This is a genomic window from Actinomyces sp. oral taxon 170 str. F0386, assembly GCF_000195595.1.
Taxonomy (GTDB): domain Bacteria; phylum Actinomycetota; class Actinomycetes; order Actinomycetales; family Actinomycetaceae; genus Actinomyces.
This window is the reverse complement of the sequence record NZ_GL882532.1, coordinates 1-16,082: the sequence shown is the minus strand read 5'-3', so window position 1 is coordinate 16,082 and position 16,082 is coordinate 1. Positions and strand designations below refer to the sequence as shown.

16 protein-coding genes are annotated in these 16,082 nt (G+C 69.7%); 7 read left to right on the top strand and 9 right to left on the bottom strand.

Features of this window, described 5'->3' with window-relative positions; translation table 11 throughout:
* Positions 1–207 precede the first annotated feature (207 nt).
* Together HMPREF9056_RS04645 and HMPREF9056_RS04640 are read left to right on the top strand one after the other, a co-directional pair.
* The gene (locus tag HMPREF9056_RS04645; RefSeq protein WP_009403326.1) at positions 208–1,536 is read left to right on the top strand and encodes a DUF418 domain-containing protein; all 1,329 of its coding nucleotides are present in this window, start codon (positions 208–210) and stop codon (positions 1,534–1,536) included.
* A 261-nt stretch (positions 1,537–1,797) separates the two neighbouring features.
* Positions 1,798–2,265 carry a collagen-like protein gene (locus HMPREF9056_RS04640; protein WP_009403325.1) on the top strand — a complete coding sequence of 156 codons (468 nt, stop codon included), beginning with the start codon at positions 1,798–1,800 and terminating at the stop codon, positions 2,263–2,265.
* A 90-nt stretch (positions 2,266–2,355) separates the two neighbouring features.
* On the opposite strand, the gene HMPREF9056_RS04635 is transcribed toward HMPREF9056_RS04640, so the two are convergent.
* Together HMPREF9056_RS04635 and HMPREF9056_RS04630 are read right to left on the bottom strand one after the other, a co-directional pair.
* Positions 2,356–3,594, bottom strand: a complete 1,239-nt coding sequence (locus tag HMPREF9056_RS04635; RefSeq protein WP_009403323.1) for a cell wall metabolism sensor histidine kinase WalK — start codon at positions 3,592–3,594, stop codon at positions 2,356–2,358.
* The gene (locus HMPREF9056_RS04630) at positions 3,591–4,250 is read right to left on the bottom strand and encodes a response regulator transcription factor (protein ID WP_009403320.1); all 660 of its coding nucleotides are present in this window, start codon (positions 4,248–4,250) and stop codon (positions 3,591–3,593) included. The genes HMPREF9056_RS04635 and HMPREF9056_RS04630 overlap by 4 nt, the downstream gene beginning before the upstream one ends.
* Before the next feature lie 232 nt (positions 4,251–4,482).
* Between HMPREF9056_RS04630 and HMPREF9056_RS04625 the strand changes: the two genes are divergently transcribed.
* From HMPREF9056_RS04625 to HMPREF9056_RS04610, 4 genes are read left to right on the top strand one after another with little or no spacing between them, the layout of a single operon-like run.
* Positions 4,483–4,956 carry a hypothetical protein gene (locus HMPREF9056_RS04625; RefSeq protein ID WP_009403319.1) on the top strand — a complete coding sequence of 158 codons (474 nt, stop codon included), beginning with the start codon at positions 4,483–4,485 and terminating at the stop codon, positions 4,954–4,956.
* 2 nt (positions 4,957–4,958) lie between these two features.
* Positions 4,959–6,074, top strand: a complete 1,116-nt coding sequence (locus HMPREF9056_RS04620; RefSeq protein WP_253269934.1) for a peptidoglycan-binding protein — start codon at positions 4,959–4,961, stop codon at positions 6,072–6,074.
* Positions 6,071–6,784 carry an ABC transporter ATP-binding protein gene (locus HMPREF9056_RS04615; RefSeq protein ID WP_009403317.1) on the top strand — a complete coding sequence of 238 codons (714 nt, stop codon included), beginning with the start codon at positions 6,071–6,073 and terminating at the stop codon, positions 6,782–6,784. Before HMPREF9056_RS04620 ends, HMPREF9056_RS04615 begins: the two co-directional genes overlap by 4 nt.
* Positions 6,759–8,018 carry an ABC transporter permease gene (locus HMPREF9056_RS04610; RefSeq protein WP_009403316.1) on the top strand — a complete coding sequence of 420 codons (1,260 nt, stop codon included), beginning with the start codon at positions 6,759–6,761 and terminating at the stop codon, positions 8,016–8,018. Before HMPREF9056_RS04615 ends, HMPREF9056_RS04610 begins: the two co-directional genes overlap by 26 nt.
* Before the next feature lie 226 nt (positions 8,019–8,244).
* Here HMPREF9056_RS04610 and HMPREF9056_RS04605 read toward each other — a convergent pair whose 3' ends face one another.
* The 6 genes from HMPREF9056_RS04605 to HMPREF9056_RS04580 form a co-directional block, all read right to left on the bottom strand.
* On the bottom strand, positions 8,245–8,427 hold the full coding sequence (locus tag HMPREF9056_RS04605; protein ID WP_009403315.1) for an Rv0909 family putative TA system antitoxin: 183 nt from the start codon (positions 8,425–8,427) through the stop codon (positions 8,245–8,247).
* Positions 8,428–8,684: 257 nt separating this feature from the next.
* A complete protein-coding gene (locus HMPREF9056_RS04600; protein WP_009403313.1) occupies positions 8,685–9,155 on the bottom strand; it encodes an MmcQ/YjbR family DNA-binding protein in 471 nt (156 codons plus the stop codon).
* A 98-nt stretch (positions 9,156–9,253) separates the two neighbouring features.
* Positions 9,254–9,463 carry a helix-turn-helix transcriptional regulator gene (locus HMPREF9056_RS04595; RefSeq protein ID WP_009403311.1) on the bottom strand — a complete coding sequence of 70 codons (210 nt, stop codon included), beginning with the start codon at positions 9,461–9,463 and terminating at the stop codon, positions 9,254–9,256.
* Complete coding sequence (locus HMPREF9056_RS04590) at positions 9,460–10,227, bottom strand: hypothetical protein (protein WP_009403307.1); 768 nt, start codon at positions 10,225–10,227, stop codon at positions 9,460–9,462. Before HMPREF9056_RS04590 ends, HMPREF9056_RS04595 begins: the two co-directional genes overlap by 4 nt.
* A 269-nt stretch (positions 10,228–10,496) precedes the next feature.
* The gene (locus HMPREF9056_RS04585; RefSeq protein WP_009403306.1) at positions 10,497–11,195 is read right to left on the bottom strand and encodes a hypothetical protein; all 699 of its coding nucleotides are present in this window, start codon (positions 11,193–11,195) and stop codon (positions 10,497–10,499) included.
* A 177-nt stretch (positions 11,196–11,372) separates the two neighbouring features.
* Positions 11,373–12,074, bottom strand: coding sequence for a hypothetical protein (locus tag HMPREF9056_RS04580; RefSeq protein WP_009403305.1), 702 nt, complete (start codon positions 12,072–12,074; stop codon positions 11,373–11,375).
* A 245-nt stretch (positions 12,075–12,319) separates the two neighbouring features.
* On the opposite strand from HMPREF9056_RS04580, the gene clpB reads away from it, so the two are divergent.
* Positions 12,320–14,998 carry an ATP-dependent chaperone ClpB gene (gene clpB, locus HMPREF9056_RS04575; RefSeq protein ID WP_009403304.1) on the top strand — a complete coding sequence of 893 codons (2,679 nt, stop codon included), beginning with the start codon at positions 12,320–12,322 and terminating at the stop codon, positions 14,996–14,998.
* Positions 14,999–15,083: 85 nt separating this feature from the next.
* Here clpB and HMPREF9056_RS04570 read toward each other — a convergent pair.
* The coding region (locus HMPREF9056_RS04570) for a DUF3152 domain-containing protein (RefSeq protein WP_034513840.1) at positions 15,084–16,082 on the bottom strand (999 nt) is incomplete at its 5' end.

The window sequence follows — 16,082 nt, the reverse complement described above, 5'->3', positions numbered from 1 at the left end:
GAGCCCACGGCGGCTGCTCGCCGGCATGGGAGCCCGCGCCTCGCGGGGCGCCGGCGCACGATCATGCGGCCGTCAGGATGAGGGGCCCTGGTCCTCCGGGAGGAGGACCAGGGCCTTCCTCACCCCCTCGGGTGGGAGAGGAACAAGGCCGGAGAACAGCCCTGGCGGGGGAGGTGTGCAACACCGCGGTTTCCTACCGTGGAAGACATGAAACTCGCGACCTCCTTCACCAGTTCCCAGGGTCAGCGCTTCCCAGCCCCGGACGTCTCCCGTGGCCTCATGCTCCTGTTCATCGCGCTGGCCAACATCCCCTTCTGGGTGGTGACCACGAGCTCCTCCGCCCCCAGCGACGCTGCCGACACGGCATGGCTGTGGGTGCGCACCCTCCTGGTCGACCATCGGGCCTATCCGCTGTTCGCGATGCTGTTCGGCTTCGGACTGGCCACCATGATCAACCGGCGCGTCGCCTCCGGCACCAGGTCCTATCTCAGCTCCCTCCCCGGCGTGGAGGCCGGCCGCGAGCCGACGTCGCAGGAGGAGACTTGGGCCCGTGAGCAGGCCACCGTGGATGCGCGCCGTCTGGTGCGGCGTCGAGGTCTGTGGATGATCCTCTTCGGCGCCGCCCACGCCGCGCTCTTCTCCGGTGACATCATCGGTACCTACGGCCTGGCCGCCGCCGTCTTCGCCGGCTGGTTGGCCCGCAAGCACCGCAAGCGGGCCATGGCCGTCTGTGTCGTCATCACTATCGCCGCCATCACGACGATGTACACCATGGGCAGCCATCTTGCGGCCCAGGGCCTGACCTCTGCAGCAGCCATGCAGCAGGGGACCGGCGAATCGTCTGCGACCCTCTTGTCCTACATCTCGGGCTCCGTCACCTCCTGGGCCGGGAACTCGGTCGCAACGGTGCTCTTCTCGATGGTGGTGCCGGCGATGTTCCTCGGGGCCCGTCTTGCCGACACCGACCTCCTCGCCCACCCCGAGCGCCACCGCCGGCTCCTGCTCGCCGTCGGCCTGGGCGGCCTGGGGGTCGGGGCCGCGGGCGGCATCGGGTACGGCATCTGGGCCGCAGGCGGGCCCCTGGCCGCCTGGACGGCTCCGCTTCACGAGGTGACGGGACTGGCCGGTGCATGCGGCTGGCTCGCGCTGCTGGCCCTCTACGCCGGCGGGCCGACGGCGGACGGCCGGTTGACTGGCCTGCGCCGGTTGGCCTCCGCCGTGGGGCGCCGCTCCATGACCGCCTACCTCTCCCAGAGCCTCCTCTTCGCCACCATCTTCCTGGCTCTTCCCACCCTGACCGGCATCGGGCTTCACCTGGGCGAGGCCCGGGCCGCAGGGATCGCACTGGCGGTCTGGTTGGCGACCGTGGGCCTGTGCGCGGTGCTGGAGCGCGGCGGGCATGCCGGTCCCTTCGAGACCCTGCTGCGTACCGCCGTCGCCCGCAGCGAGCGCCGACGTCGGCTCCCGGTTCCGCCTGTCGTGGCTGCGCCGGCCGAGTCCGCTACGTCCCGCGGTGTCTACGACCTGGCTCGCTGAGAGGCGGTAGGCGCGTTATGGGATGCGGACCGATGGGGAGTTCTTCCCCGATGCCGTTCCAGCACGCCGGTTGTCCCCGGTTCCCCCCGGGGCAACCGCTCTGGAGCAGCGGATACCCGGCGTTGTGCCGCGTCATCATCTCTTGTCGCGAGGGTTGTGAGTCGCCTCGCAAGATGTGAGGGTTGACCTGTCCGTTTCACAGGGCACAGGAGAGGCGGTAGCCTGCCTGCGTCCCCAATACTGAAGGAAGCGAACAGCCTCATGACTCAGCCCCCCAACCCCGGTCAGCCCTTCTATCAGCAGCAGCCCTCCGCCCCCTCCGCTCCGGCCACGGGTCAGCCCTACCCGCCCCAGCAGCAGTTCCAGGGTGCGCCCGGCGCTCCGGGGGTTCAGGGTGCTCCTGGTGCCCCCAGTGCCCCGGGTGTTCCCGGCGCCCCGGGTCAGCCCTTCCCGCCCGCTCAGACCGGGGACAGCTTCATGGGCAACTTCTTCGACACCGCCAAGCCCTTCGCCGAGAAGTTCGGAAAGCCCTTCTTCTTCGTTGCCGTGGCCGCGTTCATCGCCAGCTGGATCTACGACTCCGGGCTCCTCTCGACCAGCAGCTATGGAAACGACTACGGTCAGGTCTTCCTCAAGCTGTTCTTCACCTCTCCCTGGGTCTTTGTGGAGATCGGCCTGGTCAGGCTCTTCCTCGAGCTCGTCAGCAGTTCCTGCAAGAAGAATCAGTAGCTCTCGAGCGGCGCTCGTGGGCTGAGCGTCCGCATCTGGCTTCTGACGGCCGTCGACCTTCTCGGTTGACGGCCGTCAGCCGTTGACGGGTCACAAGGGCTCGGCCGAGCCCTCCTCGCCTCCGGGCAGCTCGAGGACGGCGGTCAGCCCGCCCGCGGGGTTGGCGCTCAGCCGGAGGGAGCCGCCATGGGCGGTGGCCACGGCCGTCACGATCGCCAGGCCCAGCCCGTGCCCGGATCCTCGGGTCCGCCCCCGCCCCTCGCCGCGAACGAAGGGCTCGCGCAGGGACTCCACGCTCTCGGCAGCCACCAGCGGGCCGTCGTTGCGGATCGTCAACCGCAGGCCGTCGTTCAGGCGCGTCATGTCGACCGTGATCCGGCCTCCCTCGGTGTTGTAGCGGGCCGCGTTGCGCAGCAGGTTGGACACGCTCTGGCGCAGCAGCACCGGGTCTCCGGGGACCCGGGCGGGCAGCAGGTGGGTGGAGACGTGCAGGTCGTACTCGGCCACCTCCGGTGCGATGATCCCCAGGGCGTCACGGACCGTGGCCTCCATGTCCACGTCCTCGTGGGCCAGCTTTCCGGACTGGGCGTCGGCCAGGTCCAGGAGGGCGTCGATCGTCTCCCGGTTGGCGCGGTTGGTCTCCAGGACCCGGGTCAGCACCCGGCGCAGGTCCTCGGCGGAGGCATCCGGATCGGACAGAACGACGTCGATCATCGTCTGCGTGGTGGCCAGGGGCGTGCGCAGCTCGTGGGAGGCGTTGGCCGCGAAGCGCCGGTGGACGGAGAAGGAGCGCTCCAGCGAGGCCAGCATGGTGTCGAAGGTATCCGCCAGGTCGTGGATCTCGTCTCGCGGCCCGGACAGGGCCAGGCGCTGGCTGAGGTCGCCCGAGGCGGCCCGCTTGGCCGCCGCGTTCATCGAGGACAGCGGCCTGAGCATCCGCCCGGCCAGCACCCACCCGACCGTCCCGGAGACCACGGCCAGCAGCAGGAGCGCCCCGACGGCGGAGCGCAGGATGGCACCCAGCAGCTCGAACAGGTTCGTGTCCACCTGGGCGACCTGCGGCGTCGTCAGGTCGATCGCGGGAACCTGCTGAGGCGGGCCGAAGGCGATGGAGAGCGTGATGTAGCGGGTGTAGAAGTAGACCAGGATGATGAGAACCGTCCCCGAGATCGTCACCAGACCCGCGTAGGTCGCCGTCAGTCGGGCCCGGATGCTCAGGTGCCGCCAACGGCGGAAGCGGTCCTCACGGACACCGTCGGTGCCGGCCGAGGAGTCATCGGAATCCGCGACGCCTGTGCCCTCGGGCCGGGGACGGGAGTCGCCGCTCATGCGCTGAACCTGTAGCCGGCGCCGGGCACCGTACGGATGACCCAGGGCTCGCCGAGCTTGCGGCGCAGGTGCGAGATCGTCACCCGGGTGGAGTTGGTGAAGGGGTCGGCGTTGGCGTCCCAGGCCTTCTCCAGCAGCGTCTCGGCGCTGAGGACCCCGCCCTCGGCCTCCATGAGGACCTGGAGGACCGCGAACTCCTTGGGGCTCAGGCGAATGAAGTGCCCGTCGCGGTAGACCTCCCGGCGGAAGGGGTCCAGGCGCACCCCGTGGGCCTCGAGGACCGGGGTGCGTGCCGGCTGGCTGCGCCGCCCCAGGGCCCGCAGCCGGGCCACCAGCTCGGGGAACTCGAAGGGCTTGGTGAGGTAGTCGTCCGCGCCCAGCTCGAAGCCGCCTACGCGCGCGTCCAGCGTCCGCGAGGCCGTGAGCATGAGGATCCGGGTGCCGGGGTGCTCGGCAACCACCCGGCGGCACACCTCGTCGCCGTGGATGACGGGCAGGTCCCGGTCCAGGACCAGGATGTCGTAGTCGTTGGTGGCCACCTGCTCCAGGGCGCCTGCCCCGTCGCCGACGACGTCGACCGCCATCGCCTCGCGCCGCAGCCCGGTGGCAATGGCCTCGGCCAGGTACTCCTCATCCTCCACGACGAGTACGCGCATCGCCCCGTCCTCCTTCTCGCTGTCTTCTCAGTGGGTCCCGCTGTGCGCAGGGCGCACGGGCCGCCAGGGGACGGCCGCGGTGACATCGTCCTTCTTCTACCCAACCAGGGGCCGTGTTACCAGCACATAAGCGATTTTCTGAAGGTTCTCGCAACGTCGGCCCCGGTTGGCTGTTCGCCGAACGAACGGGCGCCACCGCCCCGACCCACGTGAGCCGAAAGGACCCTCTCCCATGAAGAAGCCCCTCAGTACCCGAATCGTCACCCGCACCGCCGCGGCACTGGCCTGCGCCGTGTGCGCCGTCGGACTCATGACCGGATGCTCCCAGGGATCGAAAGCCGACTCGGCATCCGAGGCCTCCGCCTCCGCCACCAGCGGGGACGACTACCTGCTCAAGATGGCCAAGTGCATGCGCGACAAGGGCATCGACGTCTCCGACCCCGACTCCAACGGCAACATGCAGTTTCCCGAGACCGAGGCCGCCACCAAGGCCGCCCAGGAGTGCGAGCAGACCGTCGGTCCCGCCCCGGGCACCGAGGACCTGGCCAAGCCCGAGACGCAGCAGGACCTGGTCAAGGCCGCCGAGTGCCTGCGCAAGGAGGGCTACGACGTCCCCGACCCCGAGGCCGGCAAGGGCATCCAGCTCAACGGCGACATCCCCCAGGACGTCATGAGCAAGTGCTTCTCCGAGATCGGGAACAAGTGATCATGGAGACGACGCATACCACCCGGCGTCGGGCCTTCCTGGCCATGGGGGCCGCCGCGGTCCTGGCCACGGGCGCCGGCGCAGGCGCCTTCGCCTCCCGATCGGGCCCCTTCGCCGCCAAGGCCAAGCCGACGACGTCGACCTTCAACGGTGCCACCGACACCATCACCAAGGGGGACCTCCAGGGTCAGACCTCCGTGACCGGGACCCTGCGCTACTCCGACTCACGCAAGTTTAAGTCGGGTTTCGAGGGCGTCCTCATCCAGGTACCCGCCTCCGGGACCGTCCTGACTCAGGGCGACGTCCTCTACCGCACGGGCACCGAGATCGCCTACCTCATGCACGGCTCCCTGCCCGCCTGGCGCACCTTCGAGTCCGGGATGGACAACGGCGAGGACGTCCACCAGCTCGAGACCCTCCTGCGTGACATGGGCTACTTCGACTACGAGCCCGACAACCACTTCAGCTGGGCCACCACCAGCGCCATCATGAAGTGGCAGAAGGCGGTCGGGCTGCCCCAGACCGGGACCATCCCGCTGGGGCGCATGGTCTTCACCCCCGGGGACCTGCGCGTGGGGACGGTCACCGCCCGGGTGGGGGACCGCATCGCCGCTGACGCCGAGCTCTACGACGTCACCTCCACCACCCAGGTGGTCGACGCCAACATCAAGCTCTCCGACCAGAGGCTCGCCGTCGTCGGCACCGCCGTGACCATCAAGCTGCCCGACGCCAGCACCACCACCGGCACCATCACCTCCGTGGGCACGCCCACCGAGAAGTCCTCCGGCTCCGGATCGGGTTCCGGTTCTGGTTCCAGCGACTCCAAGGAACGAGTCATCCCCATCACCGTCACCCTCACCGATGCCTCGGCGACCGCCAACTTCCAGGAGGTCTCCGTCACCGTCGACCTGCCCAGCCAGAAGCGCGAGGGCGTCTTGTCGGTGCCGGTCGGGGCCCTGCTGGCCCTGAGTCCCGACCAGTACGGCGTCGAGATCGTCGCCCCCGACGGCACCACCCGCAAGGTGGCGGTTTCCGTCGGGCTGTTCGCCGGTGGGCGCGTGGAGGTCTCCGGCGAGGGCGTCTCCGAGGGGCAGCGAGTGGTGGTGCCGCAGACATGAGCCGCATCCTGTCCCTGCGTGACGTGCAGCGCACCTACGGGGAGCCGCCCGTGGCCGCCTGCGCGGGCGTGAGCCTGGAGGTCGACGACGGCGAGTTCGTCGCCATCGTCGGCCCCTCGGGCTCGGGCAAGTCCACGCTCCTCAACCTCATCGGCACCCTGGACCGGCCCAGCGCGGGCACCGTCGAGATCGACGGCGTCGACGTCGGCTCCCTGTCCGATGCCAGGCTCTCGGCCCTGCGGGCCAGCCGCATCGGCTTCGTCTTCCAGCAGTTCCACCTGGCCGACGGCGTCAACGCGGTCGACAACGTCGCCGACGGCCTGCTCTACAGCGGGATCCCCCGCTCCGAGCGCCGCCGTCGCGCCCGAGCCGCCCTCGAGCGCGTCGGCCTGGCCCACCGGCTCGACCACCGCCCCCACCAGATGAGCGGCGGCGAGCGCCAGCGCGTGGCCATCGCCCGGGCCGTCGTCGGCGAGCCCCCGCTGCTGCTGGCCGACGAGCCCACCGGGAACCTCGACTCCGCCTCCGGCGCCTCGATCGTCGAGCTCCTCCACGAGCTCCACGCCCAGGGAACCACCATCATCGTCATCACCCACGACAACGAGCTGGCCGCCCAGCTGCCCAGGCAGATCGCCATCCGCGACGGCCGCATCGTGGGTGACTCAAGCCAGAAGGAGATCGTCCATGACGACGTCTACGCTCCGGCGTGACCGGTCCGCGGCCGAGCGGGCCGGCGAGTCCGGTACCCCGGCCCGGCGGCTCCAGCGCTCGCGGCTGCGCCTGGCCGACGTGCTGCGCCTGGGAGGCACTGGCATCAGGGCCCGCCCCACCCGCGCCTTCCTGTCCGCCCTGGGCATCGCCATCGGGATCGCCGCCATGATCTCGGTGGTGGGCATCTCGGCCTCCAGCCGCGCCCAGCTGGCCGCCCAGCTCGACTCCCTGGGGACGAACCTGCTGACGGCCACCGCAGGCCAGGACCTCTTCGGCAACTCCTCCTCCCTGCCACAGGACGCCGTCGGCAAGGTCCGGCTCATCGACAACGTCCAGAGCGCCTCGAGCACCGGTCTGGTCAAGAACTCGCTGGTCTACCGCACCCCGTTCATCGACAAGAACGCCTCCGGCGGCATCACCACCCTGGCCGCGGACAAGTCGCTGCTCGACGTCGTGGCCGGGCAGGTGGACAAGGGCGCCTGGCTCAACGAGGCGACCAGCCAGTACCCGGCCACGGTCCTGGGGCAGACGGCGGCCCAGCGTCTCGGTGTCGTCTCACCAGGAACCAAGGTGTGGCTCGGCGGCAGCTGGTTCACCGTGGTCGGCATCCTCAAGCCGGTGGTGCTGGCGCCCGAGCTCAACAACGCCGCCCTCGTCGGTCAGGGCGTGGCCAGCAGCCTGCTGGGGCATGACGCCAAGCCGACGACGGTCTACACGCGCAGCCAGGACGCCGCCGTCTCCACGGTGCGCAAGGTGCTCGCGCCGTCGATCGCCCCGCAGGCTCCCAACGAGGTCAAGGTCTCGCGCCCCTCGGACGCGCTGGAGGCCAAGAACGCGGCCGACAAGGCCTTCACCGGCCTGCTGCTGGGGGTGGGCTCGATCGCCCTGCTCGTCGGCGGCATCGGGGTGGCCAACACGATGATCATCTCGGTGCTCGAGCGCCGACGGGAGATCGGGCTGAGACGGTCCCTGGGGGCCATGCGCGGCCACATCCTCGTGCAGTTCATGACCGAGGCGCTGCTGCTGGCCTCCCTGGGAGGCGCTCTGGGCTGCGTCATCGGGATCGGGGTGACCGCAGGGATGTCGGCCGCCAACGGCTGGCCCTTCACCCTGCCGGTCATCGCCGTTGTCGGCGGCCTGGGGGTCACCATCGCCATCGGCGCCCTGGCCGGCGTGTACCCGGCCGTCCGAGCCTCCCGCACCCCTCCGACCGCCGCGCTCAACGCGCAGTAGGACAGGGCCGAAGACGCCCGAGAGGACGCGGATCAAGACGTCCCGGTGGGAGACGACTGGGCCTGTGCGCTGACGACGCCGGACTGCGGTGGCCGACGTCGGACGCGGCCGGGAGAGGAGCCCAGTGGACCGGGACCGCACGAGGGCCCCGCACTGCTCAGTGCGGGGCCCTCGTCCCTGCGATCAGAAGACCGCGGTGCTTGGAGCGGACAGGCTCTCAGCCGGCTCAGTTGGTACCGATCTTGCCGTCGGCAGCGTCACGGGCGGCGTCGATCTTGTCGTCGTACTTGCCGCCGGTCGCCTTCTTGGCAGCGCCGGCTGCGGCGTCGAGCGCCTTGTCGCTGATCGCCTCGGCCTTGTCGGAGCTGAGAGCATCTCCGGCCTTCTTCGCCAGGTCGTCAAGTCCCATGTGTATCTCCTTCCGTCGGGTGGCCGGACGTCGGATGACGGCAGCCTCGCATGAATAGTGCCAGGTTTAGGCGCGTGCGTCACCTGCGGGGCGTTGCACCGCTCCTGCCCTCTGAGCCCGTGCCCGTTCTCGTCGACGGCGACATTGTGCGCAGCCGGGGACCCTTCCATGCGGACGGGGGCATGTAACCCCGTCGGGGACAGAAGTTCTGTACCCCAACGCGCAGAGCGTCCCAGCCGAGGTGACGACGGCCGCCCTCACCACTGCCAGGTGGGGCGGGCGGGGGAGCCTGCGGTGTCGGCCAGGAGGACGGCCTCGCGCACGCGTCGGGTCAGGAGGGACAGGACGAGCCGGTAGGAGTCCTCGACCATATCGGCGGCGTCGTCGGGGAGGTAGTCGGGGCTGGTGAGGTCGATGCTCGCCCAGTGACGCTTGGACTGGTGGAAGCCCGGCTCCACCCAGCTGTATGCCTCCCGCACGGCGACGACGTCCTCGGGATCGAGCTTGACGTTGGCCAGCAGCCGGCCGTCAGTGTGGGGGATGAGCAGCAGGAACAGGCGGGTCCCCACTGAGGCCACGGGGATGTCCCACTCGGGCTTGTCGCCGGCCCAGGCGCCCGGCAGACCGGCCGCATGGGCCAGGAGGGCGTCGCGGCGGGCGGCCACAGTGGCGCCGTCGACGCACTCGGAGGGATCGTCGGGGTGAGGGGCGTGGCGGAGGTCGGTCATCGGCGTCGAGCCTACGTTCTCCTCCCGGCCGCGCGGAATGTCCCCGGCCGGCGTCGAGGAGCCCGTTGGATGAGGCGCTCGGGACACTCATGGGGCGATCAGTCCGGGACGACCTCCAGCAGCTCGCCGACTGAGCAGCTCAGGGCCTCGCAGATGGCGCAGAGCGTGGAGTAGCGGATGGCCTTGGCGCGGTCGTTCTTGAGCACTGAGAGATTGACGGTGGTGACCCCGACCTTCTCGGAGAGCTCCACCAGCGTCATCCCACGGGCGGCCAGCAGCTCATCGAGGTGGCAGACGACGTGGCTCACACGAGCCCCTCGGTCTCTTTGCGCAGCACGGTGTTCTCCGCGGCCAGGGTGCTGGAGCGCTGGTACACGCGGTGCAGGGCGAGCAGTAGGTGCGTGGCGAGGATGAGGATGATGACGCTCTTGAGGATCGGGATGTCGTTGCCGGTGGGGATGAACCCGCTTAGCGACTGCCCTTGGGGATTGCCGAGGGTGAGGTAGTCGGAGGAGATCGCCAAACCTGCCACGTGCAGCGTGAGAGAGCTCAGAGCCTGGCCCAGGAGCAGCCAGAACAGATGCCCGCCCCGGGTGAAGAGCAGGTCGACGAATCCCGGGCGGCCCGGGCGGATCGCGGCGATGAACCGGACGAAGGCGACTGCGCAGGCCGCGATGAGGATGAGGTGGATGCTGATGAACAGGCCGATGAAGAATCGTGAGGCGCCTGACAACCCCTCTACGGAGCCGTACGTCGTCGAGTAGCCGGAGATCATCTGCACCGTGGCGTGCTTGAAGGGCAGCCGTTGCGTCTGAGAGGTGAGGTCGCTGAACTCCAGGAGCAGCCCGCGGCCGTTGATGAGATCCCACAGATTGGATCCGAGCATGTAGAAGGGGGACAGGCACAGCAGGGCCAGCAGAAATGAGGTGAAGGCGAGACTGGCAGGGCCGACACCGGCGTCCTGGCCCGGAGCCGTGTCGTCAGTGGCGTCATCGTGGGGGAGATGGTCGACGACGGCCTCACCGTCGACGTCGGTGTCTGAATCTGAGGAGGCTTCGGTGCTGGCGGTCATGACGACACTCCATATCGACTATCGATGTATCGATACTCGATATGGTGTGTCTGTGCGTCCGACCTTGTCAAGTATTTCTCCGAGGTTCGGGGGATGCGCCGTCGGCTGGTTCCGAGTTCCGACGATGTCTGCCGAGAGGTCCTGCGCAGCCGGGGACATCCTGCGCGCTGGGGTGCGCGGAATGTCCCCGGCTGCGCGCGACGGCGGTCTCGACTCAGTGAAGTATGTCGGTGGACCGTCGTCGGACGGGGCTGGTTAGCCGACCCGACTCAGTGGATCGTCTCGATGACGGTTGTCTTCAGCTCGTCGATGGTCTGACCGCTGGAACCGGCGTTGACGGAGACGATGGCGTACTTCCCCTTGTCCTTGGTGGGGGCTGCGATCAGGGCGCCGTTGACCGTCTGGCCCCCGATGCTTGCGGTGTAGTTGAGTACGGCCGCTTCGCCATTGGCGGTCTGCTCGGTGGAGTAGCCGGTCGAGGTCCCGCCGGGAATCGAGGTGAGGGCGGGGCTCATCTGGGCCTCGGTCGGGGTTGAGGTGGCGGGAACGACGGTCTTGGAGACGTTGGCGTTGCCGAGGTACGGAGTAAAGCCGTCGTCGGGGGCCTTGTAGTAGATGTCGGATGTGGCGTCCAGGGGGGTGTTCTGCCAGTCCTCGGGCACCGCGAAGGTGATGCCGACGGTGGGGGCGGTCACCTCCTGGTACCCCGCGGGGGTCGCCTTGGGGAGGTCGTTCTTCGTGGCGCTAGCGCTGGCGGAGGCCTTGTCGCCGTCCTTGTCGCTCTTGTCCGCCTTGGCGTCCTTCTTGCTGTCCTTGGTGTCGCTCTTGTCCGATGCCGACGAGCTGTCGGAGTCGGCTGAGCTGGACGAGTCGGAGCCCGATATGATCTGTGAGCAGGCGGTCAGGGTCGGGGTGGTAACCAGGGCGAGTCCGGCCAGCAAGGTCGCAGCGGTGCGTACGGATTTCATGATGCTCCGGGGTCTGAGGGAAAAGGACCTTGTTAGGACATCATGTTTGGCTGGGAATGTTCTATGGAGACAACTCCCCAATGGTGGGCCTCAGAGGCCCTGGGGGCGGAGTCGCCAGCTCGTGGTCGCCTGAGCCCTTGGTGGGGCCTGCTGTGGAGGCTCGGGGTCCATCGGGTGTCAGTGGGCCGTTGCGATGATGGTGGACACGATGGTCTCGACCTCTTCCGCGCTGCCGGCCGTCACGGCGACGCGCGCGTAGGTGCCCGACGACGTCGGAATGGCGACAACCGCCCCCGGCGTCTGGACGCCCTGAATCTGCGCGGTCGAGGTGTCGACGGCGGCCTCCCCGTAGGTGGACGGCCTTGTCGAGTAGCCCGTCGGCGTCCCACCGCGCTGCGTGACGAACTCGTCCAGGCTCGCCTGGGACGGCGGTGTCGACGACGTCTCCGTCTCCTTGGCGACGGCGGTGCTGTTGAAGGAGCGGCTCCCCGGTGAGAACAGCCCGTAGAAGGCGTCGGTGCTGGCGAGCTTCTCTGAGAATGTCGAGGGGTCCACGCCCTGGACGCGGGCGATGAGCGTCTTCTGGTCCTCGGTGAGCGCGTTGAGGTCCTGCCAGTCCTGGGGCACGGCGAAGGTGAGGCCGACCGTCGGTGCAGTGATCGCCTGATGGCCCGCCGGGATGGAAGGGGGCGCACTGGCGCTGCCGGAGGAGCCCGCGCTGGGCTGTGAGGTTGTTCCGGCACTGCTCGACGTCGTCGCCGCGGCTGTGGGGGCGGCGGTGCCGGCTTCGGCGGAACCTGACGACGAGGGACTGCCCTGGGAGCACCCCGCCAGGACGAGGGTGGCGGTCAGGGCGAGGGCGGCGCGCGTGGTTCTCATGGCTTCTCCGGGATGGCGACGTGATCGTCATGTGACTTTACCCGCGCCGTTGAGCGGCGGTGTTTCAAGCGTTCGGCTGGCGCGCCGGCGAATGCGGTGATGGCCGGAGATGTCGCGCCGAAGAGGCCTGAGCAGTAACCCACGTCACCGACGGTTCAGGAAGTTGAGTGGAATAGACTCAACTCTGCGAAGGTTGAGGTGACCAAGAAGACAGCAAGACGTGACCACTCTCAAAGGAGGTCCATATGGACACCAACTACACCACCAAGTCCCAGGAGGCGATCTCCGGGGCCATGCAGGCCGCCGCCGCGGCCGGCAACCCCCAGATCGAGCCGGCGCACCTGCTCGTTGAGCTCCTCTCCCAGCCCGACGGCGTCGCCGCGGGACTCCTGGCCGCCGTCTCCCCCGACGCCGCGGCCCGTCAGGCCGTCGGCGCCTCCGCGCGCCGCATCCTGACCCAGCTGCCCGCCTCCTCGGGCTCCTCGATGACCCAGCCCCAGCCCTCGCGCGCTCTCCTGGCCGCCCTGGAGGCCGCCTCGACGGTCGCCAAGGAGCTCGACGACGAGTACATCTCCACCGAGCACCTGCTCATCGGCCTGGCCAAGGGCGACGCCTCCGGCTCCAGTCCCACCGTGGCCCGTGTCCTGGCCGACGCCGGTGCCACCCCGGACGCCCTCATCGAGGCCCTGCCCCAGGTCCGCGGCTCCTCCCGCGTCACCTCCGCCAACCCCGAGGGCACCTACAAGACCCTCGAGAAGTACGGCACCGACCTCACCGAGGCCGCCCGCGAGGGGCGCCTCGACCCGGTCATCGGCCGCGACGCCGAGATCCGCCGCGTCGTGCAGGTCCTGTCCCGGCGCACCAAGAACAACCCGGTTCTCATCGGTGAGCCCGGCGTCGGTAAGACCGCCGTCGTCGAGGGGCTGGCCCAGCGCATTGTGGCCGGCGACGTGCCCGAGTCCCTGCGCGGCAAGCGCCTCATCGCCCTGGACCTGTCCGGGATGGTGGCCGGCGCCAAGTACCGCGGCGAGTTCGAGGAGCGCCTCAAGGCCGTCCTCAAGGAGATCAAGGACTCCGACGGCGAGGTCATCACCTTCATCGACGAGCTGCACACCGTCGTCGGAGCGGGCGGCGGCTCCGAGGGCGCCATGGATGCCGGCAATATGCTCAAGCCCATGCTGGCCCGCGGCGAGCTGCGCATGGTGGGCGCCACCACCCTGGACGAGTACCGCGAGAACATCGAGAAGGACCCCGCCCTGGAGCGCCGCTTCCAGCAGGTCTTCGTCGGTGAGCCCAGCGTCGAGGACACCGTCGCCATCCTGCGCGGCATCGCCCCCAAGTACGAGGCCCACCACCAGGTGACCATCTCCGACGGCGCCCTCGTGGCCGCCGCGACCCTCTCCGACCGCTACATCACCGGTCGCCAGCTGCCGGACAAGGCCATCGACCTGGTCGACGAGGCCGCCTCGCGCCTGCGCATGGAGCTCGACTCCAGCCCCGTCGAGATCGACGAGCTGCGCCGCCGCGTGGACCGCATGCGCATGGAGGAGGCCTACCTGGACGAGTCCATCGAGGACGTAGCCAAGGCCGACCCGGCCGACGTCGACCGCCTGGAGCGCCTGCGCGCCGAGCTGGCCGACGCCTCTGAGGAGCTGGCCTCGCTCAACGCCCGCTGGGAGGCCGAGAAGGCCGGCCACAACAAGGTCGGTGAGCTGCGCGCCGCCCTGGACGAGATGCGCACCCGCGCCGACCTGGCCGAGCGCGAGGGCAACTTCGAGGAGGCCGGGCGCCTGCGCTACGGCGACATGCCGGCCCTGGAGCGTCAGATCCGCGAGGCCGAGGCCGCCGATGACGCCGAGGAGGCCGCCGGCGAGCCGATGATCGCCGAGAAGGTCGGCGCCCCCGAGATCGCCGAGGTCGTGGGCTCCTGGACCGGGATCCCCGTGGGCAAGCTCCTCCAGGGCGAGACCGAGAAGCTCCTGACCATGGAGGACGTCATCGGCGAGCGTCTCATCGGGCAGAAGGCCGCCGTGGCCGCCGTGGCCGACGCGGTGCGCCGCTCGCGGGCCGGCATCTCCGATCCCGACCGTCCCACCGGCTCCTTCCTCTTCCTGGGCCCCACGGGCGTGGGCAAGACCGAGCTGGCCAAGGCCCTGGCCGAGTTCCTCTTCGACGACGAGCGCGCCATCGTGCGCATCGACATGTCCGAGTACTCCGAGAAGCACTCCGTGGCGCGCCTCGTGGGTGCCCCTCCCGGGTACGTCGGCTACGAGGAGGGCGGCCAGCTCACCGAGGCCGTACGGCGTCGGCCCTACTCCGTGGTCCTGCTCGACGAGGTCGAGAAGGCCCACCCCGAGGTCTTCGACATCCTTCTGCAGGTGCTCGACGACGGCCGCCTCACCGACGGCCAGGGGCGCACGGTCGACTTCCGCAACGTCATTCTCGTGCTCACCTCGAACCTGGGCAGCCAGTACCTCACCGACCCGCTCACCAGCCCCGAGGAGAAGCGCAACGAGGTCATGAGCGTGGTTCAGGCCTCCTTCAAGCCGGAGTTCCTCAACCGCCTCGACGACATCATCGTCTTCGAGGCACTCTCCAAGGAGGAGCTGGGAGAGATCGTCGAGATCCAGCTGGCCCGCATCGCCAGGCGCCTGACGGATAGGCGTCTGAGCCTGGAGGTAACCGACGCCGCCCGCAGCTGGCTGGCCGACGAGGGCTATGACCCCGCCTACGGGGCCCGGCCGCTGCGCCGCCTCGTGCAGCGGGAGATCGGCGACCGCCTGGCCCGCATGCTGCTGGCCGGGGAGGTCCTTGACGGGCAGAAGGTCGTCGTCGACAGGGTCGACGGCAGTGATGGCCTGACGCTGCGAGCCGAGGGCGAGGCGCACCTGCCCTCCGCCTCCTCGGCGGCGTCGCCGGCCTGAGGCCGGATGAGCTGACCGGGACGACGAGGGGCGGGTCCACCTGCGCGGTGGACCCGCCCCTCGCGCTGCTGTGGCGTCGTGCGTCTCAGCCGGGCTGGTTGTCCTGCGTGGGCCAGGTGTTGTACACGCAGCCGCCGGCGATGTCGTGGCTCTGCTGGGCCATGAGGGGCGCCTTGAGGCCGGCCCCGGCGCAGAACTCATGCTCGTGCCCGAGGAAGTGCCCCACCTCGTGGTTGGTGACGTAGGTGCGGTAGGAGTCGACGTCGGGGTAGGGGACGGCGCCCCAGTTCCAGCGGTCGGAGTTGATGACGACGTTGTTCGCGTTGCGGCAGCTCCACATGCCGCCGGTGTCCAGCGGCGAGCACAGGGCGTCGGAGGTGGGCGGCGTGGCGATGTTGAAGGTGAAGTCCGCGGCGGCGGGGTCGGCCACCGGCTCGAAGGATGTGTTCTGCGCGGTGGGCCAGCCGCGCTCGTCATTGAGGGTGCTCTCGACGATGGAGGCGGCCGCGGTGGCGTCGACGTGCGTACCGCCCTCCACCTGCAGTACATAGCGGTAGACGATTCCGGCGGTGGGCCGCGAGACGGGCACGGCCGGGGCGATCGTCCAGGTGCCGTCGCCGACGGCGTCGGAGTGCGCGAACCCCTCGGCGTCCAGCCGAGGGGCCGGCAGCATCGAGGCGGACGGGGTCGGCGAGGCCGACGAGGTGGAGGAGGGGGCCGCCGTCGGTGAGGCAGCGTGGCTCTCGGCCGCTGCCTCCGCAGCGGCCGGCGACGGCGTTGCGGTGGTGTCTCCGGTCAGTGGCAGGGCGAATCCGGGATGGAAGCCCCAGAAGCGCAGGCCGACGACGATGAGTGCGATGGCCACCACGAAGGTGGTGCCGTAGAGGATCCGGCTGCGGCTACGACGTCGCTGACGCTCGCGCCGAGCGACGACGAGGGCCCGTCGACTAGCGGGGTCCGGTTCCTCCGACGAACGTTGATGCGTGGAGTGCTGGCCGGCCGGGCTGCGGCGCGGGGCGGTGGGGGTCTTGCGGCGTTCGGACGCCGACGACGAGGCGCGGCCGCGGCCCCGCCCGGGGCGGGA